A 26,591-nucleotide genomic window follows, 5' to 3' on the forward strand; every position below is an offset into this window, starting at 1 on the left:
GATCGGTAGCGGTGCAAGCCGGTGCGTGTCAAGCGGGCGTATTAGGCTGCGTAGGAATACTCACTCGTATTGCCAATTTAAAAACTCAAGAGTATGATTTCAGATCATTGGGTATATCATGCCGCGGAAGAACGGCGTGATGGGATGGGATGGGAGGATACCTTTGGATGCTCATTCGTATAGTCACATGTCTGATGTTCACTCTGCTGTTTGCGGCGCAATCTGATCTTCAGGTCAACGCTCAGGCCTATCCGGAACGGCCGGTCACGATCATCGTGCCCTTCGCCCCCGGCGGTTCGGTCGATGCCGTCGCCCGTTTCGCAGGCCAGGCCTTGCAGGAGGAATTCAAGCAGTTTTTCGTGGTCGACTTCCGCCCGGGTGCCAACAGCCGCGTCGGCTCGCTGTTCGTGGCGAGGGCAAAGCCGGACGGCTATACGCTGCTGCTGTTCTCCGGGTCGCTGATGGTCAATCCGAGCACCCAGAAGGACCTGCCATACGATACGGTGAAGGATTTCGCGCCGGTGGGCATGCTCGGCGAGAACGCAAATGTCCTGGTCGTCAGCCCGAAACTCGGCGTCGGCAGCCTGAGGGACCTGATTGTGCTCACCAAGTCGCGCCGTCTCAAATACGGGTCCTCGGGCGTCGGCGGACCGCTGCACCTGGCGACCGAACTGTTCAGGAGTGCCGCCCAGGTCGATATCGTCCACGTTCCCTACAAGGGGACGGGCGAGATGTTTCCCGACCTCATGAGCGGCGAAATCGACCTTGCGGTGGTTTCCATTCCAAGCGGCCTGCCCTTCATCAAGTCCGGCGACATCAAGGCGCTGGCTATTACGGGCGCCGAACGTGCGGCCAGCCTGCCGGACGTGCCGACCATGAAGGAGGCGGGCATCCCGCTAGAGACGGCCGTTCCCTACGGGCTTGTCGCACCCGCCAAGACCCCGAAGGATATCATCAAGCGGCTGAACGACGCGATCGCCAAGGCCCTCAAGACGGACGAGCTCAAACGACGTTTCGCTGGGGGCGAAATACGTCCGATCGACATGACGCCGGACCAGACCGCCGAATTCATTCGGGTCGAGATCGATCGCTACGCCGACATCGTCAAGAAGGCCGGCATCGAGCCCGGCCAATAAAGTGTGAGCCAATTCCGGAGGCCTGGCCCGGTGAGGGCCGGCCTCCGGCCCATTTCTCGATCATGCAGACAGTCAGGCGCCGATCGGCGCGCCTCGAAGGAAGACGTATATGGCGAATTCAGATCTGATCGTTGAAGGTAAGGTGGTCGTGGTAACCGGCGCCGGCGGAGGCATCGGCCGGACGATCGCGTTGCTGATGGCCGAGCAGGGGGCAAAGGTGGTTGTCAACGATCTCGGGACTGCGGTGGATGGAAGCGGCAGCAATCCGAGCCTTGCCGAACGGGTCGCCCAGGAAATCCGCGATGCGGGTGGTGGTGCCGTCGCAAACGGCGACTCCGTGGCGAGCTGGGACGGCGCGCAGCGCATCGTTCAGACCGCACTCGACGCCTTCGGGCGGATAGACGTGGTCGTCAACAATGCGGGCGTCTTGAGGGACACCATTTTTCACAAGATGAGCCCGGAGGACTGGGGGCTGTCGATTGCGGTCAACCTCACCGGCGGCTTCTACGTCAGCCGGGCGGCGGCCCCGCATTTCCGGGCCCAGCAGTCGGGTGCCTTCGTCCATATTTCCTCGACGTCGGGCCTTGTCGGCGCCATGGGACAGGCGAACTATTCCGCGGCCAAGATGGGGCTCGTGGGGCTGTCCAAGAGCATCGCGATCGACATGCAGCGTTTCAACGTGCGCTCCAATGTCGTGGCGCCGACCGCATTCACGCGGATGACCGAAAGCATCGCGACCGATACGCCCGAACAGCAGGAGCGGGCTCGCCAGCGCGAACATGTTCCGGAGGAGAAGAACGCCCCGCTGGTCGTCTTTCTGGCAAGCGATGCCGCGAAGGATGTCAACGGGCAGGTCTTCTACTCCCGCAAGAACGAGCTCATCATGTTCAGCCAGATGCGTCCGCTCAGCCGGATCCACAGCAGCACGGGATGGACGCCCCAGAGCATCGCCGAACACATGCTCCCGGCATTCAAGCCCTCGTTCTATCCGCTGGACTTGAGCCGCGACGTGTTTCGAAGCTGGCTGCCGTAATACGGCGCCGGGCGGGATCGGCTTCGCGGGGGGGGGCGAGGCCAGTCTCATTGGGGGGAGCCACCGCGAACGTAGCGGCCGTCAGGAGAGCGGCCCCGTCCTGCGGTGATCGGGGAATGAGTGGAGGACGGTGATGAGTGAAAATACGAATGGCACGACCCGCGCGGTGATCGCATCGCGGCCCGGCGGGCCTGAGGTTCTGCAGATCGTCGAACGGCCACGGCCGGTGCCGGGCGAGGGCGAGCTGCTGGTTCGCGTGCGGGCCGCGGGAATGAACCGCATCGACGTCATGCAACGGCAGGGCGTTTATCCGATGCCGCCCGAAGCATCCGACGTCTTCGGTCTCGAACTGGCGGGCGTGGTCGAAGTCCTCGGACCTGGCGAAGGCCGTTTCAAACGCGGTGACAGGGTCATGGCACTCGTCACCAGCGGCGCGCATGCGGACTGGGCGGTCGTTCACGAGACGGCTGCCCTTCCCGTTCCCGACGGCATGTCGTTCGAACAGGCAAGCGCTTTTCCCGAGACCTATTTCACCGTCTGGAGCAATGTCTTCGAGCGCGCGGCGCTGAAGAGGGGCGAGACGTTGCTGATCCACGGCGGCACGTCCGGCATCGGCACGACGGCGTTGATGCTCGCGAAGGCGTTCGGCGCCCGGGTTATCGTCACCGCCGGATCGCCGGAAAAATGCGCGGCCTGCCTAAGGCTTGGCGCGGACGGCGCCATCGATTACCGGCAGCAGGATTTCGTCGCGGTATCCCGGGACATGACCGGAGGCAAGGGCCCCGACGTGATCCTGGACATCATCGGCGGCGACTACATCGACCGGGACATCGAGGCAATCGCCTTCGACGGCCGTATCGCCCAGATCGCGTCCCAAAAACCCAAGGCGGAGATCAACCTGGCCCTGCTGCGCAAGAAACGGGTGACGCTGACGGGTTCATCCCTGCGTCCGCAGCCGGTGGCACTGAAGGCGAAGATCGCCACGGCGCTCGGGGAACATGTCCTTCCTCTTCTGGCGAAGGGAGAAGCCCGGCCGCTGATCGACTCTGTCTTTCCCCTTGAAAAGATTGCCGATGCCCATGCCCACATGGATGCCGGCGAGCATGTCGGCAAGATCGTTCTCGTCATGGAGACGCAGGAATAGACCTGCCCCAATCCACTGAAAGTCGCGCAGGCATCGCTCGTGTCCCGCGATTCACCCGTAAATCCAACCGTTGAGAACAATCCTATGACAATGAATAGAAAAGACACAGCGGCCGGCGCATTTTTCGTCGCAGTCGGTCTGCTCTATGGCGGCATTGCCTGGGTGTCGCTTCCGATCGGCTATGCACTGAACATGGGGCCGGGATATTTCCCGCTGCTGCTCTCCAGTCTGCTGACCGTTCTCGGTACGGCGACGCTGCTGCGTGGCCTGCTGGTCGGAGGGGAGAATTCGCCGTTCGGCATCGTGCCATGGCGGGTGATCGTGATGCTGTCGCTGGCGACGATGTTCTTCGCGGCCTTCCTGCGGGAACTCGGATTGCTGCCCTGCGTCTTCGCGAGCTCGCTGATCGCCTCGCTCTCCAGCCCGCAGATCAGGATGCGGATGGCCGCTCTCGTCAGCCTGGCGATCGCGGTCTTCTGCGTCGGCGTGTTCATCTACGGCATCAAACTTCCCATTCCGATCTTCGGATCGTGGCTCGTCAACTAAGGTGGCCTGATGGAACTCATTTATGATCTCGGTCTGGGTCTCAGCGTTTCGCTGCTGCCGGCCAATCTCCTGTACTGCTTTATCGGCGTCCTGCTGGGCACCCTGATCGGCGTATTGCCCGGCATCGGGCCGATTGCGACGATCTCGATGCTGATGCCGCTGACGCTGGACCTCAGTCCGACCTCGTCGCTGATCATGCTGGCCGGCATCTATTACGGAGCGCAATACGGCGGCTCCACGACGGCGATCCTGATCAACCTGCCGGGTGAATCCTCGTCGGCGGTCACGACAATCGACGGATATCAGATGGCCCGCCGCGGCAGGGCTGGGCCGGCGCTTGCAACTGCCGGTCTCTCTTCCTTCTTTGCCGGGACCGTCGCGACGGTGCTGATCGCGGTGCTGGCAAAACCCCTGACCGCGGTGGCACTGAGTTTCGGCCCCGCCGAATATTGCTCGCTGATGATCGTCGGCCTGGTGACGTCGATTGCGCTCGCGTCGAGCTCGCTGCTCAAGGCGCTCTGCATGGTCGTCTTCGGATTGCTGCTCGGGCTGACCGGCACCGACATCTATACCGGCACGCCACGTTATACGTTCGGCGTGCAGGACCTGTGGGATGGCATCGATTTCGTCGCGATCGCCGTCGGGGTCTATGGTATCGGCGAGATCATCCGCAACCTCGAGACCGCCGACGTGAAGAAGTCGATCGTCGCGTCCATAGACGGGCTGTGGCCTTCCAGGGCAGACCTCAGGCGCATCATCGGCCCGTCGATCCGCGGCACCGCGATCGGCTCGATGCTCGGCATCCTGCCGGGGAGCGGTACGGCACTCTCCTCGTTCATGGCCTATAATATCGAGAAGAAGGTATCGCGGAACTCAGCCGAATTCGGCAACGGCGCGATCGAAGGCGTCGCAGCGCCCGAAGCCGCCAACAATGCCGGAGCGCAGAGCTCCTTCATTCCGATGCTGACGCTCGGCATCCCGGGCAATGTCGTGATGGCGCTGATGATCGGCGCCATGATGATCCAGGGAATTGTTCCGGGACCGAACGTGATGGTCCGGAATCCGGACCTCTTCTGGGGCATGATCACTTCGATGTGGGTCGGCAATGCGATGCTCGTCATCCTGAACGTGCCGCTGATCGGCCTCTGGGTGCGCCTGTTGCGGGTGCCCTATACAATCCTGTTCCCTGCGATCATCGTGTTCTGTTGCATCGGGGTCTACAGCGTCAACAACTCGACCTTCGGCATCTACATCGTCACGATCGCCGCCATCATCGGCTATTTCCTCGTCAAGCTGGAATGCGAGCCCGCGCCGTTCGTTCTCGGCTTCATCCTCGGCCCGATGCTGGAGGAACACCTGCGCAGGGCGCTGATCATCTCCGGCGGCGATCCCACGGTCTTCGTAACCCGGCCGATCAGCGCCGGCCTGCTGCTTTTCGCAGCCGTCGCCCTCATCGTCGTCGGCTTGCCCACTGTGGTCCGGAAGCGAGAAGAGGTTTTTGTCGAGGATGACTGACGTCAGGATTCTATGCCTTCGGTCATCCGGTCTTTCAGTGAAAGCGATCTAAAGCAAGCGAGTTCGAATGAAACAACCCCGCGGCACCTGGAAAGTGTCGCGGGGTGAATTGTAACTGACATCTGCCGATGGATTTGGAGATGATATATGATTGTGGAAGTACGAATTGACGGCTCGGTCACGTTGCTGGAGGCCCAGAATACCCGCGACTTCAAGCTCGTGGCATCGCAGAGATTGACGGAAGAGGACTTGGTTCAGGCACTTGCGAGGGTCGCGGACGTCGCGTCCGGCCATGCCTGGGTATTTCAACATTGGATCCAGGAGAATTCGCCGTTGGCCGCATCGGAGGATTGGCAGAATTCGTTCTCCAAGATGCTGGATTATGCACGCTCGAAGAACTGGCTCCGTGACACGGATGGGGCGATCCGAGTCCACATTGAGAAAAACTAGCCACCGCCTGAAAGCGGTTTACCGGTGCGAATTGGGTCTGCACCGGTTCAAGTGATGGGAAGAGACGATGCTATTGGGACCACGAAGGCGGTCTTGCGCTCGTGGTCCCAATAGTTTCAGACGGCCTCTTTGGCCTGGAGAGCAGTCGGCCGGGCGACGGATGCTGGCTGTTCGGTCTTGCGTTCGGCGGCGTAAAGCATGAGGGCGCCGAAACGGTAGATTCCGTGGACGAATTTGCCATAGGGCATCGTCAGGAAGAGAGAGAATACGACGCCGAGGTGGATCGCGAGCATCAGGCTCATGGCCGGGGTCTCGCGCAGGACCATCAGCAGCAGTCCGGTCAATCCCGCGAGCAGCATCATGGCCAGAAAGGCCGTATCCATACCGAATTTCGCCGGATCCATCAGCGCGCGATCCCGCGTCAGCTTCGCGTGCAGAAGACCGATCGGTCCGATCATCAGGCCGATGCCGCCGGATATGCCGAAGAGTTTCGGCAGCGAGAGCCAGCCATAAGGCGCCGGCCAGCCGAAGGCATAGTGATAGACCGTCGCCGTCGAGGTCGAGGCGAAGCACAGCATAAAACCGTAGAAGGTGAAGTGATGGAAAAGCCGGCGATTGTCGGTCGGCCGCTCATCCTCGTTGTAACAGCCTATGCCGCCGCCATCGAGGTAGCGCAGCGCGCAGGCATCGCGGATCGCCTGCCAGAGCGTGGTGCCGGATCCGGCCGAGACGCTGCTTGCGCCGATACTCTGCCAGAAGCTGCGAAAACCCATGACGAGCGCGACGATGGCGAAGAGGAATACCGCGCCGAACAGCCCCGCCATCGCCTCATGCGGCATCAGGCGATAGAACTGCCCGTCCTTTGTGAAAAGGGCGTTCCGGTCGTGCCAGAGCGCGAATCCGAGTATGAAGGTCGCGATGCTCGCGGCCGCCACGGTCGCGATGGCGAGCCCGTTGCGATCAAACATCGGGCGAAGGGCGGTGGGCCAGGCGTGCGAACGATAGGAGTCCGCTCGCACCTCGGCCAGGGTCTTCGGCACGTTGACTTCGAATTCATGCGGCGGAGAGAACTGGCAGTCGACATAACAGGCGCCGCAGCTGTGGCAGAGATTGGCGAGATAATCGAGGTCGCCGTCGGCAAATTCGTTCCTCAGTTCCATCGCCGGGAAGACCGGGCAAAGTCCCTCGCAATAGCGGCAGGAATTGCAGATCGTCATCAGCCTTTCGGCTTCCTTGTAATGCTCAGCCCCTTGCATGCTGTGCCGCTCCTTCCCCTGCGATTTTTCCGAATACGCTGCCGATCGTCATTCCAATTCCGGCGGCGTAACCCTGGCCGAGGACGTTGCCGGCCATGATCTCCCCAGCGGAGAACATGTTCTCCGCGCCGCCGCCGCGGCGCATCTGCATTCGTGCGTCGCGATCGACCCGTGTCCCGAGATAGGTGAAGGTGATGCCGGGCCGGACCGGATAGCCGTAGAACGGCGGCGATACGATCCTGCGCGCCCAGTGGCTCTTCGGCGGCAAGAGGCCTTCCGTCCTGCAATCGTCGAGCACCGTGTGATCGAAGGTCCCCGGCCTTACCGCCGCATTGAAGTCCTCGACGGTCTTTGTGACGGTCTCGACCGGCAGTTCCAGTTTTGCGGCAAGCTCCCTGATGCTCGGCGCCTCGACGGGCGGGTAGAGCGACGGCATGAACATGGTGCGCGAGCTTGAGTCGAAGATGATCCAGGCGATCTGGTCCGGCTGCTTGGCCACCAGGCGCCCCCAGATCGCATAGCGCTTAGGCCAGACATCCTCGCCTTCGTCGTAGAAACGCTCGCCGTTGCGATTGACGACAATGCCGAAAACCACGCAGTCGAGGCGGGTGATGATGCCGCCGTCGAATTTCGGAGCGCGGGCGTCGATCGCGACCGCATGGCACTGAGTCGGATCGCCGATGGTCTGGACGCCGGCGCCCATCAACAGCTTCAGCACGTCGCCGCGATTGTAGGGCGTGCCGCGGATGAGGAAGTTTCCGGCGATTTCGCCCCAGCCCTCCTTCATCCACTCTATATTGGCCTCGAATCCACCGGCCGCAGCGACAAGCGCGCGGGCGCGAATGATACGCTCGCCCTGGGGCGTGCGCACCGTTGCGGAGCGAAACCGGCCGTCCTCGATGTCGAGCGCGACGATGGGCGCGTCGTACATCACCTCGACGCCAAGCCTTTCGGCCGTGAGGTAGAGGGCGTTGAGCATCGCCCGGCCGCCGCCCAGGAAAAAGGAATTGGTGCGACCGAGGCTAAGCGTACCTCCGAGGGACGGCTGGAAACGGACGCCCTGTTGCCTGATCCAGCCGAGCATCGGCTTCGACAGGGCGATCGTATGGCGAGCGAGCTGTTCGTCGGTATTGCCGCCTGTGACCTTCAAGAGGTCGTCCCAGAACTCGTCTTCGGTATAAGGACCGGTCAGCGTGTCGGTCGCGGTGTCATGGGCGCAACGGATGTTGCGCGTGTGGCGGGTATTGCCGCCCCGATAGAATTTCGGCGCCGCCTCCACGACCAGAACCGAAGCGCCCGCCCGCCGCGCCGCGATTGCCGCGCAGAGCGCTGCATTGCCACCGCCTGCGACAAGCACATCGACGGTCGCCTGCGTATCGATCGGTTCGGCTTTTCGGGTTGTTTGGAATCCGCGCACTCTTGTATCCCCCTCAACTGCGTGGTACTGGATCGTATATATTCGTATGAATATCTACGCAACAGTAAATTATCTTACCGAATGTCTCCGGGAGGCCTCGATGACGACCTGCAGGCGGTCGGAACAGTGCAACATTCAAAGCAGACGAAGGCGCCTGATGCGCGCGAAAGGACCGTCGACATGAGCAGAGAGGACAGCTCGCCCCTTCAAGGCTATCTGACGCATCTGGAAAACGGCGAGCTGGCCTATCAGTACAGCCCAGCCGCCGGTCGCCCGGTCTTCTATCCGCGGGTGGCGTGTCCCTATACCGGCAGCGAGGACCTGGAATGGCGGGTCAGTTCGGGAAGGGGCGTGGTCTATTCCACGACGACCGTCCACCCGCCGGGTGGCGATCCCTACAACGTTTCCCTGATCGATTGCCGCGAGGGGTTCCGGATGATGAGCCGGGTGGATGGCATTCCGAGCGCCGATATCAGGATCGGCATGGAGGTGGAGCTCCGGATCATCCCGCCGTCGGGTGAGGAACCCGCCATGCCCGTGTTCGTGCCGGTCGAGGGTTGATCATGAGGGGATTGGCGAGAGGAAGCGCGGCAATCGTCGGCGTCGCGGAATCCGATCTCGGCGCGGTCGCGGAGGGCATGTCGCCCATCGACCTGATGGCACAAGGGGTCTATCGGGCGCTGGACGATGCCGGCCTGAAGATCAGCGAGGTGGACGGTATCTTTGCCGCGACGAGCCAGGTCCGCCTGTCGGCGCTGGCCCTGGCCGAGTATCTCAAGATCCCGTCGGCTTATATGGAGTCGACGATCGTCGGCGGTTCCTCGTTCATGTTGCATGTGGCTCACGCGCAGGCCGCGATCCAGCAGGGGCTGTGTGAGGTCGCGGTGATCGCCTATGGCAGCACGCAACGCACGGTGGGGCGGAAAAACGCCTCTCCCCGCGAACACAATCCCTATGAAAGCCCGTTCAAGCCGCTTCTCCCCCCGACCGCCTATGCTCTTGCCGCCGCACGGCACATGCATGAGTTCGGCACGACCCGGGAGCAGCTGGCCGCCGTCGCGGTGGCGGCGCGGGAATGGGCATTGCTCAATCCCAGGGCGTGGGAAAAGAAGCCGCTGACCGTCGACGAGGTTCTGTCCGCCCGGATGGTCAGCAGCCCCCTGACGGTGCGGGATTGCTGCCTAGTTACCGATGGCGGCGGCGCCATCGTCATGACGTCCCAGGAGCGGGCGAAAACGCTGAGAAAGCCTTTGGTGGCAGTGCTGGGATGCGGCTCGGCGTCCACGCATAACAGCATTTCCAGCATGCCCGATCTGGTGGCGACCGGAGCGATCCAGTCGGGCCGTGATGCCTATGCCATGGCCCGGCTGGGTCCCTCCGAGATCGATGCGCTGGAAGTGTATGACGCCTTCACCATCAACACGATCCTGTTCCTCGAGGATCTCGGGTTTTGCCCCAAGGGCGAGGGCGGTCGGTTTGTCGAAGGCGGCAGGATCGCGCCCGACGGCACGCTGCCGGTCAATACCAATGGCGGCGGTCTCTCCTACTGCCATCCGGGCATGTACGGGATCTTCCTGCTGATCGAGGCCGTGCGCCAGATCCGCGGCGAATGCGGCGAGCGGCAAGTCCGGGGTTGCGAGACGGCGGTCGCCCACGGAAACGGCGGGGTCCTGTCATCGCAGAGCACTGTCATTCTCGGCGCCGCATCGACGATTTGAGCCGCAACCGCACCCCGGAAGATGGGGCAGGTCAAAAAGAAAAGCGGATTGGCCGAGAAGCCGGCTTGCCATTTCGAAAACTGAATAGTATGTAATAAATACCAGCAGGTAGAAATTTGGGGAGCAAAGTTACCGTGACGCTATATCCTGAAATCCGGCTCTATATCGGCGGTGAGTGGAAGAGCGCACCGGGCCTGCCTGTGCTCAATCCCGCGGATGAAAGTACCATTGGCACGGTTCCGGTCGCGACCCGGCAGGATCTGGACGACGCGATCGCGGCAGCCCATGACGGTTTCCGAACCTGGAGCAGGATGGCGCCGGCGAAGCGGGCGGATATCATGTTCAGGGCGGCTGCTCTGCTGCGCCAACGCGCCGGCGAAATCGCGGTTGCGATGACCATCGAACAGGGCAAGCCCGTGGCGGAATCGCGCGGCGAAGTGGGGCGCGCCGCCGAAGCGCTGGAATGGGAAGCAGCCGAAGGACGCCGCACCTATGGGCGCGTTGTGCCAAGCGAACCCGGCATGCGCAATCTCGTGCTTCGCCAGCCGATCGGCGCGGTTGCGGGCTTCACGCCATGGAACTATCCGATCGCGCAGCCGAACCGCAAGGTCGCAGCGGCGCTTGCGGCGGGCTGCTCCATCATTCTCAAGGCGGCGGAGGAAACGCCGGCGGGCGCTGTCCATCTCGTCCGTGCCTTCCATGATGCCGGCCTGCCGCCGGGCGTGCTCAATCTGGTGTTCGGCACGCCGTCCGAGATTTCCGAATATCTGATCCCGCACGACACCATTCGCATGATCACCTTCACCGGATCGATCCCGGTCGGAAAGCGGCTGGCGGAACTGGCGGCACGGTCCATGAAGCCCGCCATCATGGAACTCGGCGGGCATGCGCCCGTCATCGTCTGTGACGATGTCGATCCGGTGGCGACAGCCACCATGTCGGCGGTCACCAAGTCCCGTAATTCCGGGCAGGTATGCACCGCGCCGACACGCTTCTACGTGCACGAGTCGATCTACCGGAAGTTCACCGAAACCTTCGTCGAGAAGGCAAAATCCCTCAAGATCGGCGATGGGCTCGACCCGTCCACCCAGATGGGGCCGCTGGCGAATTCCCGCCGCATCGAGGCGATGGACACGCTTGTAGCGGATGCCAGCGCCAAGGGCGCACACGTGCTCTCCGGCGGTTCGCGGCTTGGCAAACGAGGCTATTTCTTCCCGTTGACCGTGCTTGCGGAGGTGCCGGACGATGCGCGGGTGATGCGCGACGAGCCATTCGGCCCGATCGCGTTGATCAATCCCGTTGGGTCCCTCGACGAGGCCATCGAGAAGGCGAATTCCCTGCCTTACGGGCTGGCCGCCTACGCCTTTACGCGCTCGGCGCAAAATGCCGACCGCCTGGCCGACAGCGTCGAGGCAGGCAATCTTTCGATCAATCATCTGGTCGGATCGATCGCGGAAATGCCGGTCGGCGGCGTCAAGGAAAGCGGTTATGGCCGCGAAGGCGGCACCGAAGGGCTTTCGCATTTTACGGTGGCGAAGTCCGTATCCCATCAGATTGCGTGACAGATGGCGGGCGTCGGAATGGACGGCGGCCGTTTCGATACCGACGCAGGAAAGATGTATGTGTCGGTGGGTATCCTTGCCGATAGATGATGCGAAGTTTCGTATCGAAAACGAAATTAAAGGTACTATAATATACTATTAAGTAGACGTTCTGGCGCCGACCTGCTAGACCTCATTAAGTCGTGGACGAGCGGTCGGGTTTTGGGGAGGAAGTTCGCATGTTCAACCGTATCGTCCTGGCAGCTTCGAACGAGGCGCGGTCGGGTCCGCTGGCTCCAGGCGTCAGGACTGACCGACTGCGGATCGGCATGGGTCTCGTTCCGACATTTGCGACCAAGGACCCGAACACGGGCGAACTGCGCGGAATTGCGATCGAACTCGGGCGGGCACTGGCAGAGCGGCTGGGTGCCGAGTTCGTGCCGGTCACCTATCCGAGCCCGGGAAGCCTTCCCGAGGCTCTGAAGGCGGGTGCGTGGGATGTCGGTTTCCTGTCCGTGGATCCGGCTCGGGAGGAGGTCATGGACTTTTCCATTCCATATGCACAGGTCGACTCGTCGTTCCTTGCCGCGCCTGGCTCGGCTTATCGCAGCCTGGGCGATCTCGACAAGCCGGGGGTGCGCATCGTTACCACGAGAAACAGCGTGGAGGATCTGACCCTGACGCGGTTGATCAGACATGCCGAAATGATCCGGGTCAACGCGGTGGGCGAAGGGTTTGCTGCCATCAAGGCTGGCACGGCCGACGCGCAGGCCATTCCCCGTCCGGTGGCGATCGATTTTGCTGCGCAGCTGACCGGCTCACACGTCATGGACGATCATTACGCGGTCGCCTTTCACGCGATGGCGGTGCCGAAAGGCATGACTGACAGGTTGAAGGCGATCAACGAATTCGTGAGAGACGCCAAGAGCTCGGGTTTCGTCCAGCAGGCAATGGAGCGCGTCGGCCTGTATGGCGCGCAGGTCGCGCCGGACTGAGACGATCGGATTGATGCATCAGGAGAATAACAGACGAGGGACTGCATAAACGATCATCGACCATGAGAGGGAGGAACACCATGAGGACGATGACTAGTATTTTTCGCATTCTGCCGGTGACGGCAGCCGCAGCACTCATGCTGACACAACAGGTGTCTGCGCAGGAATACCCGGCACGGGATGTCAGGGTCGTAGTGGGCTTTGCGCCCGGAGGAGCCACGGATCTTATCGCCCGCCTGGTCAGCCAGAAGCTTGGTGAAAAGCTCGGCCGCGCCTTTGTGGTGGAGAACCGCGGCGGCGCATCCGGTGCGATCGCCTCGCGGGATGTCAGCAAGTCGGCGCCGGACGGTTATACGATGCTGACCATGACCTCGTCGCTGGCGATCAGCGAGACCGCCAACAAGAACAAGGGTTTCTCGGTCAGCGATCTGCGTGCCGTGGCGATCGTTGCGATCAGCCCTTATGCACTGACCGTGCACCCGAGCAATCCCGCCAAAACGCTGAAGGAATTCATCGCCGCGGGCCGGGAAAAGAGCTTTACCTATGGCAGTCCCGGGGTCGGCAGCGGCCCGCATATCGGTGCCGAGTATTTCTTCAAGGAAATCGCCAAGGTGAAGGCAGTGCATGTACCGTTCGCCAATGCGCGTGCGGAAGTGGCGGCGCAGGGCGGCCATATCGATGCACTGGTGATTTCGCTGCCGGCGGTGACGCAGTCGATCAACGAGAACCTGCTGCGCGGGCTCGGCGTGGCGAGCGAGGCGCGCAATCCGGCAGTGCCGCAGATGCCGACGCTGGCAGAGGGCGGCTATCCCAACATCAATCTCGGCTCGTGGAATGGCTTCTTCGTGCCGGCCAAGACGCCGGATGCGGTGGTGAAGAAGCTCAATGCGGAGATCAATCAGATCATGCAGGGCGCCGATGTGAAGGAGAAGCTGAAGTCGCTCGGCTTTGACGTGATAATCAAGCCACTGCCGGAGACCTCCGACTTTTTCAAGAGCGAGGTCGAGAACTGGGGCAGGATGGTCACCGCCGTCGGCTTCTCCAGTGATTGATGGTGCCCGTCGTGGCCTCCCTCCCCATTGGAGAACCAGTCCATGTCTTCCGAAGTGTATCGTTATAAGGTCGGCGACATCGGAGTGACCGTGCTGTCGGATGGTTTCCGCATCACGACTTCGCTGGATGGCTATATTCTCAATGTAGAGAAGCTTGAACTATTGGCCGCGCTCGCAGAGGCGGGACTTCCGACCGACCACATGAAGAACGTCTATACGCCGGTCCTCATCGAGACCGGCGGAAGACGGGTGCTGATCGATACCGGCATCGGCGAATCGATGTTCGAACAGACGAAGGGCGAGCGTGGCCGGCTGCTGACGAACCTCGCGGCGGCCGGTTTCGATCGCAATGCCATCGATGCCGTGGTGATTTCGCATTTCCACCCCGACCACGTGAACGGACTGCTGATGGCCGACGGCACGCCGGCGTTTGCGAATGCCGAAATCCTGGTGCCGGAGCGGGAATGGGTTTTCTGGATGGATGACGGCGAGATGGGCCGCGCTTCCGAGGGCCGCATGGCCGAGCTCTTCCACAACAACCGGCGCGTCTTCGATGCCCTTGATCGCAAGGTCACCCGCTTCGCCTGGGATAGCGAAGTGGCACCCGGCGTGACCGCGGTCGGCACACCCGGCCACAGCATCGGGCATACATCGTTCGCGGTGTCGTCCGGCACGGCGCGGGTGTTCGTCCAGGGCGACGTCAACAACCAGTCGGTGGTGTTTTCCAAAAATCCCGAATGGCAGGGCGGGTTCGATCACGATCCGGTCGAGGCGTCTGCGACCAGGCGGCGGGTTTACGCCATGCTGGCCGCCGAGAAGACGATGCTGCAGGCGTATCATCATCCCTTCCCCGGCCTCGCGCAGGTCGAGCAGGACGGAACGGGCTTCCGGGTCGTTCCGATCGCCTGAGCGCGACCCGGCGGCAGCAGAACTGAAAGTCGACATGTCGAGAGTTAGGAACGGAGCATACCATGATGAAGATGAAGTTCGGCTGCGGACGGAGCTTTCCACGATGAGCCGGCTCTTCACGCCGCTGACCCTTCGCGGCATCACCCTGCCGAACCGGATCGTCATTTCGCCGATGGCGCTCTACTGTGCCGAGGACGGATGCGCGACGCCCTTTCATTTCACGCATCTCACCTCCTTCGCCACCGGCGGCGCCGGGCTCATCTTCACAGAGTCGACAAAGGTCGAGCGCCGCGGGATGGGGAGTTTCGGGGATCTGTGCCTGTGGAACGACGCGCATGTCGAGGCATTGCGGCCTATCACACGCGCGATCAAGCTGGCGGGGGCGATAGCGGGAATGCAGCTCAATCATTCCGGCCGCAAGGCACGCTCACAGCGTCCATGGGAAGGGTTCGGGCCGCTCCAGGGGTCCGACGAGGATCTTTGGCCGGTGATTGCACCGAGTGCCATCAGCCATGGCGAAGGCTGGGCCACTCCGCGGGAAATGACCATCGAGGACATCCGCGAAGTCATTGACATGTGGGTCGCGTCGACACGGCGCGCCGTCGATGCTGGTTTCGAAGTGCTGGAGATTCATGGCGCGCACGGCTACCTCATCCACCAGTTCCTATCCCCCAAGGCCAACCAGCGGACCGACCAATATGGCGGTTCGCTCGAAAACCGCCTGCGATTTGCCTTGGAGATCACCGAGGCGGTTCGGGCCGTCTGGCCCGAGCATCTGCCGCTTTTCTTTCGGGTTTCAGCAACCGATGCTGCGGGCTGGGAGCTTGACGACACCGTGAAGCTTGCCGCCGCGCTGCGTGCCCGCGGCGTCGACGTTATCGACTGCTCTTCCGGTGGCATGGCGACGCGCTCGCCGACCGCGTCGGGGCAGACGCTCGCCCCTGGCTATCAGGTTCCTTATGCCGAGCGGGTCAGGCACGACACCGGCATTTCCACCATGGCTGTCGGATTGATCACCGAGCCGGACCATGCGGAAGAAATTCTGGGCGAGGGGCGCGCCGACCTGATCGCGATCGGCCGCGAGGCGCTCTACGACCCGTTCTGGGCGCGGCATGCAGCCCGAAGCCTCGGGGTCGAGAAGGACTTCTCCGGTTGGCCGGTCCAATACGCCTGGTGGCTGAACCGGCGTGCCCGGGCCGGCAACTCGATAGCGCGTTGAGGAACGGATATGCAGGATCAGTTCACACCTGAGCGGATCGCCGATCGCATGGTGATCCAGGACCTGATGTATCGCTGGTGCAGGTCGGTCGACCGGCTCGACTTCGAGCTGATGCGCTCGGTGTTTCATCCCGACGCGATCGACGATCACGGCGCGTTCAAGGGCGGCATCGACGAATTGGTGGCCTGGATCCGCGAACGACACCGCACCATCACCTTTTCGGCGCATCGGCTGGGCAACATGCTGATCGAGTTCGCCGGCCCGGACGTCGCCCTGGTCGAGACCTATGCCGAGACGGTGCAGCGTTACCCGGCCGACGGAAAAGCGGCGCTCGGACAACTTTCCGGCGGGCAGGTCGGCGCGCCGGATGCCCCCGCCGTGCTGAATTCCTATGTGCGCTATATCGACCGGTTCGAACGCCGCAACGGCGAGTGGCGCATCGCGAGCCGCGCCGTGGTGCAGGACTGGAAACGGATCAGCGATCTTCCGGGAGAGGACTGGAAGCCGACGCCTGGCTGGCCCGCAGGGCGGCGCAATCGGGACGATCCCGTGTACCTGGCGCGCGCGGAACTCGGCCTGCCGCCGATCTGAGAGGTTCGAAAAATAACTCTTTCACACTGTTCGCAGTCTTTAACATCGAGGAAACGCAATGCTTAAAATCTGGGGGCGCAACACGTCGTCCAACGTACAAAAGGTGATGTGGGCGATCGACGAGATGAAACTACCGGTCGAACGGATCGATGTCGGCGGGCCGTTCGGCAAGAACAAGGAGCCGGAATATCTCGCGATCAACCCCAATGGACTGGTGCCGACGCTCGAAGAGGAAGACGGCTTTACGCTATGGGAGTCGAACTCGATCCTGCGTTATCTCGCTACCAAGCACAAATCGTCCCTGGAGCCGGCTGACCTGCGCGTGCGGGCCGACGCGCAGAAATGGATGGACTGGCAGCTGGCGGTCGCGCAGCCGGCAATCCTGCCAGTCTTCATGATCCTCCTGCGAACGCCGCCCGAAAAGCGCGATCCTAAGACGGTCGATGGCCTCAAGGCGAAGCTGACTGATGCAATGAAGATCCTTGATGCCCAGCTTGCCAGAACCGAGTTCGTCGCGGGGCATTTTTCCTACGGCGACATTCCCGTCGGCATCGTCGGCCATCGCTTCATGCTGTTCGTTCCCGAACGCCCAAAGATGCCCGGCATCGAACGATGGTACAATGCCCTCAAGCAGCGCCCGGCTTTCGTCAGGCATGTTGCTGACGTTCCCTTGACGTGAAGGCGGCAACGAAAGAACTGATCCATTCAAGGGGCGGGCAAGATTTTCCGGGAGATGAGACAACTCCCGCGACGATGGCGCATATGTCGCAGATCCCTACCAAGATCAAATACTTAACGCCTTTCCACGCAAATGCGCGTGGCCCGCCGGCTCCCTCCGGGAGCGGCTTCGCTGCGGCCTCAAGGCCGCATGGCATGCTGTCTGCGCATGGTGTCGGCCGAACCGCGCACCACCTCGGAAATCTGCAGGAGCTGGGTGACCAGGGGCGTCGAATTGCGCCAGATCATTCCGATGGTGCGCGAGGGCCGCGGCGTCTGGAAGCGGGAGATCGAAACCTGCGCCGAGCGCGTTTCCACCGGCACAGCCATTTCCGGGATCAGCGTGATGCCGATACCGGCGCTGACCATCTGCACGAGCGTCGACAGGGAGCTGCCCTCCATGACTTCCCGCAGGCGTGTCGTGCCTATTTTGCAGAACGATAGAGCCTGGTCGCGAAAACAGTGGCCTTCCTCCAGCAGAAGCAGGCGCATTTCGCGTAACGCCTCGCGTTCGGGCACCGGCTTGCCCTCGTCTTCCGGTCGCCGGACCAGCACGAACTCCTCGTCGAACAATTTGAGCTCGGTCAGGAACGGCTCCGATACGGGCAGGGCGACGATTGCCAGATCCAGTTCGCCCTGTGCCAGCTCCTGAACCAGCTTTGCCGTCTGCGTCTCGCGCACCTGTATTTCAATCCCGTCGAAAGTTCTGTTCAGGTCGTTGATGATCGCCGGCAGCAGATAGGGGGCGATCGTCGGGATGATACCGATGCGCAAGCGGGCCAGGAACGGATCGCGCGACGCGCGGGCGAGGTCCGCCAGTTCATCCACCGCCCGCAGGATGCCGCGAACCCGCAGCGCGAAGGTCTGGCCGAAGGCGGTCAGTTTCACCTCGCGCGCATTCCGCTCGAAGAGATCGCCGCCCACTTCCTGTTCGAGTTCCTTGATCTGCATCGACAAGGCCGGCTGGGAAATGGCGCAGGCATCGGCCGCGCGTCGGAAGCGGCCATCCCGTGCCAGGGCTTCGAAATAACGGAGTTGTTTGAGAGTAAGGTTTTTCATAACCCTAGCTTATCGCGGCGATCAGTAAATCCCACTTAAATTTATGAGAGGCTTCCGGTAAGAAGGGAGACGAGGGAGGGCGCGCGCTTGGCTTGCTCCGGTTAAACAGGCGGAACGACAGTCGGAAATAGCGCGGCCGGACCCAGGCGGTTCGGGAAAAAGCTCTCTTTTGCACGGCAGATAATTAGAGTAATCAAGGAGATAGTCATGGATGCGAAATCTAGCGAAAACGCCGGCAAATGTCCGGTCGCCCACACGCCTCGCGGCAGATCGAACCGCGAATGGTGGCCTAACCAGCTGAACGTCCAGATCCTTCATGGGCACTCGGTGCGCTCCGACCCCATGGGCGAGGCGTTCAACTATGCCGAAGAGTTCAAGACGCTCGATCTCGAGGGCCTGAAGAAAGACCTTCATGCCCTGATGACCGATAGCCAGGAGTGGTGGCCGGCCGACTTCGGTCATTACGGCGGCCTGTTCATCCGCATGGCCTGGCACAGCGCCGGCACGTACCGCACCACCGACGGCCGCGGCGGCGCCGGTCAGGGCCAGCAGCGTTTCGCGCCGCTCAACAGCTGGCCGGACAACGTCAACCTCGACAAGGCCCGCCGCCTGCTCTGGCCGATCAAGCAGAAATACGGCAACAAGATCTCCTGGGCGGATCTGATGATCCTCACCGGCAACGTCGCGCTCGAATCGATGGGCTTCAAGACCTTCGGTTTCGCCGGCGGTCGCGCCGACGTCTGGGAGCCGGAAGAGCTCTACTGGGGTCCGGAAGGAACCTGGCTCGGGGATGAGCGCTACAGCGGCGAACGCCAGCTCGCAGAACCGCTCGGTGCCGTGCAGATGGGCCTCATCTATGTCAACCCGGAAGGCCCGAACGGCACCCCCGATCCGCTGGCATCCGCCCGCGACATCCGCGAAACCTTCGCCCGCATGGCAATGAACGATGAAGAGACCGTGGCGCTGATCGCCGGCGGCCACACGTTCGGCAAGACCCATGGTGCTGGCGATCCGTCGTTTGTCGGTGTCGATCCGGAGGGTGGCGAGCTCGAAGCCCAGGGTCTCGGCTGGTCGAGCAAGTTCAACACCGGCGTTGGCCGCGATGCCATCGGCAGCGGCCTGGAGGTGACCTGGACGCAGACGCCGACCCAGTGGAGCAACTACTTCTTCGAGAACCTGTTCGGCTTCGAATGGGAGCTGACCACAAGCCCCGCCGGCGCCAAGCAGTGGGTGGCGAAGAACGCTGGTGCTTCCATTCCGGACGCCTTCGACCCATCGAAGAAGCAGTTGCCGACGATGCTGACCAGCGACCTGGCACTGCGCTTCGACCCGATCTACGAGAAGATCTCGCGCCGGTTCCTGGAAAATCCGGCCGAATTCGCCGATGCCTTTGCCCGCGCCTGGTTCAAGCTGACCCACCGCGACATGGGACCGAAGGTCCGTTATCTCGGCCCGGAAGTTCCCGCCGAAGACCTGATCTGGCAGGACGTGATTCCGGCCGTCGACCACCCGCTCGTCGACGACAAGGACGTCGCCGAGCTGAAGGCGAAGGTTCTGGCGACCGGCCTCTCGGTGCAGGAGCTAGTTTCCACCGCCTGGGCTTCCGCCTCGACCTTCCGCGGTTCCGACAAGCGCGGCGGTGCCAACGGCGCGCGGATCCGGCTTGCTCCGCAGAAGGAGTGGGAAGCCAACCAGCCGGCGCAGCTCGCCAAGGTCTTGGGCATCCTCGAAGGCATCCAGAAGGACTTCAACGCTGCCCAGGCAGGGGCTAAGAAGATCTCGCTGGCCGACCTGATCGTGCTTGCGGGTGCAGCCGGCGTCGAAAAGGCTGCCAAGGCCGGTGGCCAGGACATCACCGTGCCCTTCACGCCGGGCCGCATGGATGCCTCCGAGGCACAGACTGACGCTGCTTCCTTTGCCGCGCTGGAACCCCGTGCCGATGCCTTCCGCAACTATGTCAACAGCGGCAAGACGCAGTTCATGAAGGCTGAAGAGGCCTTGCTGGACCGCGCCCAGCTTCTGACGTTGACGGCACCGGAAATGACCGTTCTTCTCGGCGGCCTGCGCGTGCTGAAGGCCGGCCAGCCTGAATACGGCGTCTTCACGTCCCAACCGGAAACGTTGACGAACGATTTCTTCGTCAACCTGCTCGACATGGGCACCGAATGGTCGCCCGTTGCCGGCAAGGATGGCGTTTACGAAGGTCATGACCGCAAGACCAAAGCGCCCAAGTGGACCGGCACCCGCGTCGACCTGATCTTCGGCTCGCATTCGCAGCTTCGTGCGATCGCGGAAGTCTATGCCCAGTCCGACGCCAAGGCGAAATTCGTCAAGGACTTCGTGGCGGCCTGGACCAAGGTCATGAACGCCGACCGCTTCGATCTCGTCTGATCGATGAACGCTCGCCCGGACGTGGCTCAGCTACGTCCGGGCACTTTTTTTAAACGCCGGGCTTTTCAGGTCGGCACGAAGGCCGAGGCGATCGCCAGCACGAATCCGAGGATCGTGGCGCAGACCGACAGCGCTTCGCGGGTCTTTTCGGAGCTGACGCCCCATCCCTCGCTGGTGAGATATCGTGCGATCAGGCCCAGCGAAAGCAGGCCGACGCAGCCGAGGAAGGCGAAGAAATAAATTCCATACTCCATGTTGGAGATCTTCTTGGTCAGCACCTCTGTGATCCCCACCAATGTCGAGAGGGACAGAAGCAGGCTGCCGATGATCAGGTATTCGGCATGTGGCGATCGGGCTGTCGAATAGAGCGACAGGATCGTGAACAGGAACGCGACCAGGACGATGGCGATGTAATTGCCGCTGACATGCCCCGTCGCGGAAATCGACATGAAGATCGACGTCAGGATGAACAGCGCAGCCGCCAGGATGATCTTGTATTTCGAGTTGAAGAACTGGCGCATAATATGATCCGCTCTAAACTGGCCGCCTGCGGCGCGGGCAAATGCCGTTTCCCGGACTATGGGAAATTCGGCGCGCGATGAACAGGTTGCCGCCCTGCTATTCGGTGGAAATCCACGCCCGAGTTCAGGCAAGCCGTTTCCGCTGGATGGCGTAGGCGCCGCCGGCGCTCATCACTGCCAGAAGATACCAGGTCACGGCATAGACGAGATGGCTGTTGCGGAAGCGGATCACCGTTAACCCTCCGACGGGAAGGCCGCCCGGAATCGGCGTCGCGTCGGCATCGATGAAATAGGGCGCCACCTTTTCGAGGCCCTTTGTCGCTGTGATCGCGGCCACGTCGCGCGAGTACCAGCGGCCGCCGGCGGGATCGTTGGAGCGCAGGAAGGCGCCGCCCGGCTCGCTGATACGGACGAGGCCGGTGATCTTCACTGGACCCGCGAGCTGCCCATCCGGCCGCAAGCCCGGATCGCGGCGGTTGGCGGGCACGAAGCCGCGATTGACGAGGACGGTGGTTCCGTCCTTCTGTTCCAGAGGCGTCAGAATCCAGAAGCCGGGGCCGAGATCGGTCACCGCCTGAACCAGTGTTTCCGCGTCATGGTGAAAGAACCCGGTGGCGGTGACGCGCCGATATTCGTCGTTTTCCGCGTTGATCGCAGGCCAGGCTGGCGATGAGGGGGCAGGCGCCGGGGTTGCCGTGACCCGGGCGTCGACGCGAGCGATCAGGTCGAGCTTCCAGAAGAGCCGCTGCACCTGCCAGGTGCCGAGCCCGAGGAAGGCGACGGTCAGCAACAGCATCGCAGCTGCGAAGACGAACCTGGAACGAGCCGGTGCCGCATCCGCTGTTTCTCCCGTTAAAGGATGGTCGAGAGCCACGCGTCTATCCCTTCCCAGCTTGCCCCCGAAGGGTCACGGCATGTTCTTCATCATCTCCGGCGACATCGGCATCATGTTGGTGTTGAGATGATGCATGACCCAGAGCGACCCGGCAAGCGTGATCCCGACCAGAACCAGGGTAAATAGCAGCGCCATCATCGTCCATCCGCCTTCCGATCGCGGGTTCATGTGCAGGAAATAGACCATGTGCACGACGATCTGGATCACACCCAGTCCCATGACGAGGAAGGCGGTGAACAGCTTGCTGTCGATGGCGCCGCTCATCACCAGCCAGAACGGAATGGCCGTCAGGATCACCGACAGGCTGAAGCCGATCAGGTAGCTTCTCAGCGTGCCGTGGCCGGCCTGGTGGCCATTGCTATGGCCATGATGGGCCTGGGAGGCGCTTTCGTGAGCAGGGGCGTGCGGGGTTTGGCCGTGCGAACTCATCCGAGGACTCCCATGAGATAAACGAAGGAGAAGACGCCGATCCAGACCACGTCGAGGAAGTGCCAGAACATCGAAAGGCACATCAGGCGGCGCTTGTTTGCCTCGATCAGCCCGTGTCTGCCGACCTGCACCATCAGCGTGATCAGCCAGATGATGCCGAAGGTGACGTGCAGGCCGTGGGTGCCGACCAGCGTGAAGAAGGAGGAAAGGAAGGCCGAACGGGTCGGTCCGGCGCCCTCGTGGATCAGGTGGTTGAACTCGTAAAGCTCGAGGCTGAGGAAGGCCGCGCCGAACAGGCCGGTCACCCCGAGCCAGAACAGGGTCTCGGTCTTTGCTCCCCTTTCCATCTGCAGCATGGCAAACCCGTAGGTGATCGACGAGAACAGCAGCATTGCGGTGTTGAGCGCGACGAGCGGCAGGTCGAACAGGTCGGCGGGCGAGGGACCGGCCGCATAATTGCGGCCGAGTACGCCATGGGTGGCGAAAAGCACCGCGAAGATCAGGCAATCGCTCATCAGGTAGAGCCAGAAGCCCAGCATCGTGCTGCCTTCCGGATGGTGATCTTCCGTGAGGTAGAATTGCGGCTTACCGTTGTCCGTGCCGTGGGTTTGCGCTTGCGTCTGGCTCATGATCTCAGGTCCGTTCCGCGAGCAGCTTCGAGCGCGCGTCCTCTGTTGCGGTCACGGTTTCGGCGGGGATGTGGAAATCCCGGTTATAGTTGAAGGTATGGCCGATCGCCGTGGCGACCATCGCGATGAAGGAGATGGCCGCCAGCCACCAGATGTACCAGATCATCGCGAAGGCAAAGACGATGCTGATGCCAGCCAGGATAATCCCGGTGCCGGTGTTCTTCGGCATGTGGATCGGCTTGAAACCGCCGAGCGGGCGTTCGTAGCCGCGAAGTTTCATGTCGTACCAGCTGTCATGATCATGCACGACGGGCGTGAAGGCGAAGTTGTAGTCCGGCGGCGGCGAGGAAGTCGACCATTCCAGCGTGCGCCCGTCCCACGGATCGCCAGAGGTCTCGCGCAGCTGGTCGCGGCGCATGAATGAGACGACGAGCTGGATGATGAAGGCTCCGATGCCGCAGGCAATGATCCCGGCGCCGATGGCGGCGATGACGAACCATATCTGCAGGGAAGGATCCTCGAACTGATTGACGCGACGGGTGACACCCATCAGGCCGAGCACGTAGAGCGGCATGAAGGCGACGAAGAAGCCGATCTGCCAGCACCAGAAGCTGATGAGGCCCCAGAACTTGTCGAGCTTGTAGCCGAAAGCCTTCGGCCACCAGTAGACGACGCCCGCCATGAGCCCGAACAGCACGCCGCCGATGATGACGTTGTGGAAGTGGGCGATCAGGAAGAGCGAGTTGTGCAGCACGAAGTCGGCCGGCGGGATGGCCAGCATGACGCCGGTCATGCCGCCGATGACGAAGGTCACCATGAAGCCGATCGTCCAGTACATCGGCAGCTCGTAGCGGATGCGGCCGCGATACATGGTGAAGAGCCAGTTGAACATCTTCGCGCCGGTGGGGATCGAGATGATCATCGTGGTGATGCCGAAGAAGGCGTTCACGCTCGCGCCCGCGCCCATCGTGAAGAAGTGGTGGAGCCACACGATGTAGGAGAGGATCATGATCACGCAAGTGGCATAGACCATCGAAGCATAACCGAACAGCCGCTTGCCGCTGAAGGTGGCGACGACTTCGGAAAAGATGCCGAAGGCCGGCAGCACGAGGATGTAGACTTCCGGATGGCCCCAGATCCAGATGAGGTTGATGTACATCATCGGATTGCCGCCGAGGTCGTTGGTGAAGAAGTTCGTTCCGACATAGCGGTCGAGCGACAGCAGCGCGAGCGTGGCGGTCAGGATTGGGAAAGTCGCAACGATCAGCACGTTGGTGCAGAGCGATGTCCAGGTGAAGATCGGCATCTTCATGAAGGTCATGCCCGGCGCGCGCATCTTCACGATCGTAGCGATCAGGTTGATGCCGGATAGCGTCGTGCCGATGCCGGCCACCTGCAGACCCCAGATGTAATAATCAACGCCGACGCCCGGACTGTAGTCGGCACCCGAGAGCGGCGGATAGGCGAGCCAGCCGGTGCGGGCGAATTCGCCGACGAAGAGCGACATCATGATGATCACGGCGCCGGCCGTGGTCATCCAGAAGGAGAAGTTGTTGAGGAATGGGAAGGAGACGTCGCGCGCGCCGATCTGCAGCGGCACCACGTAGTTCATGAAACCGGTCACGAAAGGCATTGCCACGAAGAAGATCATGATCACGCCATGGGCAGTGAAGATCTGGTCGTAGTGATGCGGGTTGAGGTAGCCCTCGTTTCCGTTGAAGGCGATCGCCTGCTGGATGCGCATCATGATCGCATCAGCAAAGCCGCGCAGCAGCATGATGATGGCGAGCACGATATACATGATGCCGATCTTCTTGTGATCGACGCTCGTGAACCACTCGGTCCAGAGATAGCCCCAGAGCTTGTATTTGGTGATCAGCGCCAGCATGGCGATGCCGCCGATTGCGACCGCTATGAAGGTCACGATCAGGATCGGTTCGTGATAGGGAATGGCTTCCAGGGAAAGCCGTCCGAAGAGGAATTGGGTAAGCGTGGTGTTGCCGAACATGGGTTTCTACCGGATCTCGTTCAGGGCTTTGCCGGGGCGTCGTTGTTGAGCTGCGCCGGTGCCGCGCCGCCCTGCGGAGTTTCGGAGGCGCTTCCGGAAGCGCCGCCCTGCATGTCGTGCATGCCTGGTGCGCCGTGGGGGCCTTGGTTCATCGACGGCCCTCCGGATTGTCCCTGGGGCTGCTGGCTGTTGACGCCTTCCGCCGGTTCCGGGCTGCGGGCCGGATTGCCGGTGGCGGGGAAGGTGGCGGCAGGGGCCGCCGTGCCGTGCGCCGCTTCGCCCGCATGCCGGTTGTCATGCTCCAGCCTGGCACGGTTTTCGTGGCTCTCGATTCCGCCGCCGCCCGCCATGTCGATATGCATCATCTCGTCCATGCACATCTTGCCGGGCGTCGCGCACATATTGAGCACGGCGCGATAGAGCCCGTCCTCGACGGATGCGTAATAACGCACCGGCTCCCTGGCGCTCGGCTTCTCGAGCTTCAGATAGGCGTCGCGGTTGAGCGCCGTGCCGTTCTGTTTCACGCGGGCCACCCACTGGTCGAAACCGGCCTGGTCGACGCCGTGGAACTTGAAGCGCATGTGAGAAAAACCGTCGCCGCTGTAGTTCGAGGAGAGGCCTTCGTATTCGCCGGGCTTGTTGATGACGGCATGCAGCTTGGTCTCCATGCCAGGCATGGCATAGATCATTCCGGCCAGCGCCGGCACATAGAAGGAATTCATCACCGACGAGGCGGTGATCCTGAAGTTGATCGGCACGTCAACCGGGGCCGCCATCTCGTTGACTGTGGCGATGCCGTAGTCGGGATAGAAAAACAGCCATTTCCAGTCGAGCGCCACGACCTCGACCGTGATCGGCTTTGTCTCCGCCGGGACGGCACGCTGGGCATCGAGCCGGTCGAGCGGCCGGTAAGGGTCGAGCTTATGGGTGCTGATCCAGGTGACGGCACCGAGCGCGATGATGATGGCGAGCGGTGCGGACCAGATGATGACTTCGAGCCCCGTCGAATGGTGCCATTCGGGATCGTAGGGCGCACTGGTGTTGGAGCCGCGGTAGCGCCAGGCGAAAAACAGCGTGAGGAAAATCACCGGCACGATGATGATCAGCATCAGTACCGTGGCGACGATGATCAGGTTGGCCTGCTGCTTGGCGATATCGCCGGAAGGCGACATGACGACCAGATTGCATCCGGAAAGGCCTACAAGGACCAAGAGAGCGAACAACCGTGCTACGATTTTCAACTGAGGGGTCATCTCGGGCTCAAATTTGCGTTTTGTCTAGTTCGGAATAGGCTTGTTCCGGTACAGGCTGAAATGAGGTGGTTCGTCGCAGTGCAGCAATCTGTCGCAGTGCAGCAAAAGACCGCATGGCCTTTGGCACCGTTTTGCGGCACCACCGGCACACTCGGCATTTGCCTCCG

General features: G+C 62.0%; 25 protein-coding genes. 16 read left to right on the top strand and 9 right to left on the bottom strand.

Features of this window, described 5'->3' with window-relative positions; translation table 11 throughout:
• Positions 1–167: 167 nt before the first annotated feature.
• The 6 genes from ACSQ3G_RS25030 to ACSQ3G_RS25055 all read left to right on the top strand — a co-directional run bounded on the left by ACSQ3G_RS25030 (position 168) and on the right by ACSQ3G_RS25055 (position 5,824).
• Complete coding sequence (locus ACSQ3G_RS25030; protein ID WP_436112133.1) at positions 168–1,136, top strand: Bug family tripartite tricarboxylate transporter substrate binding protein; 969 nt, start codon at positions 168–170, stop codon at positions 1,134–1,136.
• 109 nt (positions 1,137–1,245) lie between these two features.
• Entirely contained in the window at positions 1,246–2,169 is a 924-nt protein-coding gene (locus ACSQ3G_RS25035; protein ID WP_436112134.1) for an SDR family NAD(P)-dependent oxidoreductase, read from the top strand.
• A gap of 133 nt (positions 2,170–2,302) precedes the next feature.
• A complete protein-coding gene (locus ACSQ3G_RS25040) occupies positions 2,303–3,313 on the top strand; it encodes an NAD(P)H-quinone oxidoreductase (protein ID WP_436112135.1) in 1,011 nt (336 codons plus the stop codon).
• A 90-nt stretch (positions 3,314–3,403) separates the two neighbouring features.
• On the top strand, positions 3,404–3,859 hold the full coding sequence (locus ACSQ3G_RS25045) for a tripartite tricarboxylate transporter TctB family protein (protein ID WP_436112136.1): 456 nt from the start codon (positions 3,404–3,406) through the stop codon (positions 3,857–3,859).
• Between the two features lie 9 nt (positions 3,860–3,868).
• Positions 3,869–5,374: a tripartite tricarboxylate transporter permease gene (locus ACSQ3G_RS25050; protein ID WP_436112137.1), complete on the top strand. Its 1,506-nt coding sequence runs from the start codon at positions 3,869–3,871 to the stop codon at positions 5,372–5,374.
• 147 nt (positions 5,375–5,521) lie between these two features.
• Entirely contained in the window at positions 5,522–5,824 is a 303-nt protein-coding gene (locus ACSQ3G_RS25055; RefSeq protein WP_436112138.1) for a hypothetical protein, read from the top strand.
• Positions 5,825–5,940: 116 nt separating this feature from the next.
• Here ACSQ3G_RS25055 and tcuB read toward each other — a convergent pair whose 3' ends face one another.
• Positions 5,941–7,080 (bottom strand): tricarballylate utilization 4Fe-4S protein TcuB, encoded by a 1,140-nt coding sequence (tcuB, locus tag ACSQ3G_RS25060; RefSeq protein WP_436112139.1) that lies wholly within the window; start codon positions 7,078–7,080, stop codon positions 5,941–5,943.
• Complete coding sequence (gene tcuA / locus ACSQ3G_RS25065) at positions 7,067–8,497, bottom strand: FAD-dependent tricarballylate dehydrogenase TcuA (protein ID WP_436112140.1); 1,431 nt, start codon at positions 8,495–8,497, stop codon at positions 7,067–7,069. Before tcuA ends, tcuB begins: the two co-directional genes overlap by 14 nt.
• 180 nt (positions 8,498–8,677) lie before the next feature.
• On the opposite strand from tcuA, the gene ACSQ3G_RS25070 reads away from it, so the two are divergent.
• The 9 genes from ACSQ3G_RS25070 (at position 8,678) to ACSQ3G_RS25110 (ending at position 17,201) form a co-directional block, all read left to right on the top strand.
• On the top strand, positions 8,678–9,058 hold the full coding sequence (locus ACSQ3G_RS25070) for a Zn-ribbon domain-containing OB-fold protein (protein WP_436112141.1): 381 nt from the start codon (positions 8,678–8,680) through the stop codon (positions 9,056–9,058).
• A gap of 2 nt (positions 9,059–9,060) precedes the next feature.
• Positions 9,061–10,215, top strand: coding sequence for an acetyl-CoA acetyltransferase (locus ACSQ3G_RS25075; RefSeq protein WP_436112142.1), 1,155 nt, complete (start codon positions 9,061–9,063; stop codon positions 10,213–10,215).
• Between the two features lie 134 nt (positions 10,216–10,349).
• Entirely contained in the window at positions 10,350–11,777 is a 1,428-nt protein-coding gene (locus ACSQ3G_RS25080; RefSeq protein WP_436112143.1) for an NAD-dependent succinate-semialdehyde dehydrogenase, read from the top strand.
• A gap of 218 nt (positions 11,778–11,995) precedes the next feature.
• On the top strand, positions 11,996–12,751 hold the full coding sequence (locus ACSQ3G_RS25085) for a transporter substrate-binding domain-containing protein (RefSeq protein WP_436112144.1): 756 nt from the start codon (positions 11,996–11,998) through the stop codon (positions 12,749–12,751).
• An 80-nt stretch (positions 12,752–12,831) separates the two neighbouring features.
• On the top strand, positions 12,832–13,803 hold the full coding sequence (locus ACSQ3G_RS25090) for a Bug family tripartite tricarboxylate transporter substrate binding protein (protein ID WP_436112145.1): 972 nt from the start codon (positions 12,832–12,834) through the stop codon (positions 13,801–13,803).
• A 42-nt stretch (positions 13,804–13,845) separates the two neighbouring features.
• Positions 13,846–14,712 carry an MBL fold metallo-hydrolase gene (locus tag ACSQ3G_RS25095; protein ID WP_436112146.1) on the top strand — a complete coding sequence of 289 codons (867 nt, stop codon included), beginning with the start codon at positions 13,846–13,848 and terminating at the stop codon, positions 14,710–14,712.
• 103 nt (positions 14,713–14,815) lie between these two features.
• The gene (locus ACSQ3G_RS25100) at positions 14,816–15,931 is read left to right on the top strand and encodes an NADH:flavin oxidoreductase/NADH oxidase (RefSeq protein WP_436112147.1); all 1,116 of its coding nucleotides are present in this window, start codon (positions 14,816–14,818) and stop codon (positions 15,929–15,931) included.
• Positions 15,932–15,940: 9 nt separating this feature from the next.
• Positions 15,941–16,522 carry a nuclear transport factor 2 family protein gene (locus ACSQ3G_RS25105; protein ID WP_436112148.1) on the top strand — a complete coding sequence of 194 codons (582 nt, stop codon included), beginning with the start codon at positions 15,941–15,943 and terminating at the stop codon, positions 16,520–16,522.
• Positions 16,523–16,580: 58 nt separating this feature from the next.
• The gene (locus ACSQ3G_RS25110) at positions 16,581–17,201 is read left to right on the top strand and encodes a glutathione S-transferase family protein (RefSeq protein ID WP_436112149.1); all 621 of its coding nucleotides are present in this window, start codon (positions 16,581–16,583) and stop codon (positions 17,199–17,201) included.
• A 179-nt stretch (positions 17,202–17,380) separates the two neighbouring features.
• On the opposite strand, the gene ACSQ3G_RS25115 is transcribed toward ACSQ3G_RS25110, so the two are convergent.
• The gene (locus ACSQ3G_RS25115) at positions 17,381–18,298 is read right to left on the bottom strand and encodes a hydrogen peroxide-inducible genes activator (RefSeq protein WP_105404007.1); all 918 of its coding nucleotides are present in this window, start codon (positions 18,296–18,298) and stop codon (positions 17,381–17,383) included.
• Between the two features lie 207 nt (positions 18,299–18,505).
• On the opposite strand from ACSQ3G_RS25115, the gene katG reads away from it, so the two are divergent.
• On the top strand, positions 18,506–20,689 hold the full coding sequence (gene katG, locus ACSQ3G_RS25120; protein ID WP_436112150.1) for a catalase/peroxidase HPI: 2,184 nt from the start codon (positions 18,506–18,508) through the stop codon (positions 20,687–20,689).
• Between the two features lie 65 nt (positions 20,690–20,754).
• Here the strand turns inward: katG and ACSQ3G_RS25125 are convergent, their stop codons facing one another.
• The 6 genes from ACSQ3G_RS25125 to cyoA form a co-directional block, all read right to left on the bottom strand.
• Positions 20,755–21,210: a hypothetical protein gene (locus tag ACSQ3G_RS25125; RefSeq protein WP_105404008.1), complete on the bottom strand. Its 456-nt coding sequence runs from the start codon at positions 21,208–21,210 to the stop codon at positions 20,755–20,757.
• A 124-nt stretch (positions 21,211–21,334) separates the two neighbouring features.
• On the bottom strand, positions 21,335–22,084 hold the full coding sequence (locus tag ACSQ3G_RS25130; protein WP_436112151.1) for an SURF1 family protein: 750 nt from the start codon (positions 22,082–22,084) through the stop codon (positions 21,335–21,337).
• 33 nt (positions 22,085–22,117) lie between these two features.
• Positions 22,118–22,534 carry a cytochrome o ubiquinol oxidase subunit IV gene (cyoD, locus tag ACSQ3G_RS25135; RefSeq protein WP_037082809.1) on the bottom strand — a complete coding sequence of 139 codons (417 nt, stop codon included), beginning with the start codon at positions 22,532–22,534 and terminating at the stop codon, positions 22,118–22,120.
• Positions 22,531–23,163, bottom strand: coding sequence for a cytochrome o ubiquinol oxidase subunit III (gene cyoC / locus ACSQ3G_RS25140; RefSeq protein WP_436112152.1), 633 nt, complete (start codon positions 23,161–23,163; stop codon positions 22,531–22,533). Before cyoC ends, cyoD begins: the two co-directional genes overlap by 4 nt.
• Before the next feature lie 4 nt (positions 23,164–23,167).
• Positions 23,168–25,171: a cytochrome o ubiquinol oxidase subunit I gene (gene cyoB, locus ACSQ3G_RS25145; RefSeq protein WP_046666044.1), complete on the bottom strand. Its 2,004-nt coding sequence runs from the start codon at positions 25,169–25,171 to the stop codon at positions 23,168–23,170.
• A gap of 20 nt (positions 25,172–25,191) precedes the next feature.
• The gene (cyoA, locus tag ACSQ3G_RS25150; protein WP_436112153.1) at positions 25,192–26,424 is read right to left on the bottom strand and encodes a ubiquinol oxidase subunit II; all 1,233 of its coding nucleotides are present in this window, start codon (positions 26,422–26,424) and stop codon (positions 25,192–25,194) included.
• Positions 26,425–26,591 lie beyond the last annotated feature (167 nt).

The sequence above is a fragment of the Neorhizobium tomejilense genome (genome assembly GCF_964254135.1).
GTDB classification, from domain to species: Bacteria; Pseudomonadota; Alphaproteobacteria; order Rhizobiales; family Rhizobiaceae; genus Neorhizobium; species Neorhizobium tomejilense.

Excerpts from the sequence above, each read along its gene's own strand:
- cyoC (WP_436112152.1), bottom strand. The coding sequence starts at position 23,163 with ATGAGCCAGACGCAAGCGCAAACCCACGGCACGGACAACGGTAAGCCG.
- ACSQ3G_RS25125 (WP_105404008.1), bottom strand. The coding sequence starts at position 21,210 with ATGCGCCAGTTCTTCAACTCGAAATACAAGATCATCCTGGCGGCTGCG.
- ACSQ3G_RS25045 (WP_436112136.1), top strand. The coding sequence starts at position 3,404 with ATGAATAGAAAAGACACAGCGGCCGGCGCATTTTTCGTCGCAGTCGGT.
- cyoA (WP_436112153.1), bottom strand. The coding sequence starts at position 26,424 with ATGACCCCTCAGTTGAAAATCGTAGCACGGTTGTTCGCTCTCTTGGTC.
- ACSQ3G_RS25100 (WP_436112147.1), top strand. The coding sequence starts at position 14,816 with ATGAGCCGGCTCTTCACGCCGCTGACCCTTCGCGGCATCACCCTGCCG.
- ACSQ3G_RS25055 (WP_436112138.1), top strand. The coding sequence starts at position 5,522 with ATGATTGTGGAAGTACGAATTGACGGCTCGGTCACGTTGCTGGAGGCC.
- cyoD (WP_037082809.1), bottom strand. The coding sequence starts at position 22,534 with ATGAGTTCGCACGGCCAAACCCCGCACGCCCCTGCTCACGAAAGCGCC.
- ACSQ3G_RS25035 (WP_436112134.1), top strand. The coding sequence starts at position 1,246 with ATGGCGAATTCAGATCTGATCGTTGAAGGTAAGGTGGTCGTGGTAACC.
- ACSQ3G_RS25105 (WP_436112148.1), top strand. The coding sequence starts at position 15,941 with ATGCAGGATCAGTTCACACCTGAGCGGATCGCCGATCGCATGGTGATC.
- cyoB (WP_046666044.1), bottom strand. The coding sequence starts at position 25,171 with ATGTTCGGCAACACCACGCTTACCCAATTCCTCTTCGGACGGCTTTCC.
- ACSQ3G_RS25050 (WP_436112137.1), top strand. The coding sequence starts at position 3,869 with ATGGAACTCATTTATGATCTCGGTCTGGGTCTCAGCGTTTCGCTGCTG.
- ACSQ3G_RS25110 (WP_436112149.1), top strand. The coding sequence starts at position 16,581 with ATGCTTAAAATCTGGGGGCGCAACACGTCGTCCAACGTACAAAAGGTG.
- tcuB (WP_436112139.1), bottom strand. The coding sequence starts at position 7,080 with ATGCAAGGGGCTGAGCATTACAAGGAAGCCGAAAGGCTGATGACGATC.
- katG (WP_436112150.1), top strand. The coding sequence starts at position 18,506 with ATGGATGCGAAATCTAGCGAAAACGCCGGCAAATGTCCGGTCGCCCAC.
- ACSQ3G_RS25115 (WP_105404007.1), bottom strand. The coding sequence starts at position 18,298 with ATGAAAAACCTTACTCTCAAACAACTCCGTTATTTCGAAGCCCTGGCA.
- ACSQ3G_RS25075 (WP_436112142.1), top strand. The coding sequence starts at position 9,061 with ATGAGGGGATTGGCGAGAGGAAGCGCGGCAATCGTCGGCGTCGCGGAA.
- ACSQ3G_RS25090 (WP_436112145.1), top strand. The coding sequence starts at position 12,832 with ATGAGGACGATGACTAGTATTTTTCGCATTCTGCCGGTGACGGCAGCC.
- ACSQ3G_RS25030 (WP_436112133.1), top strand. The coding sequence starts at position 168 with ATGCTCATTCGTATAGTCACATGTCTGATGTTCACTCTGCTGTTTGCG.
- ACSQ3G_RS25085 (WP_436112144.1), top strand. The coding sequence starts at position 11,996 with ATGTTCAACCGTATCGTCCTGGCAGCTTCGAACGAGGCGCGGTCGGGT.
- ACSQ3G_RS25070 (WP_436112141.1), top strand. The coding sequence starts at position 8,678 with ATGAGCAGAGAGGACAGCTCGCCCCTTCAAGGCTATCTGACGCATCTG.
- ACSQ3G_RS25095 (WP_436112146.1), top strand. The coding sequence starts at position 13,846 with ATGTCTTCCGAAGTGTATCGTTATAAGGTCGGCGACATCGGAGTGACC.
- ACSQ3G_RS25040 (WP_436112135.1), top strand. The coding sequence starts at position 2,303 with ATGAGTGAAAATACGAATGGCACGACCCGCGCGGTGATCGCATCGCGG.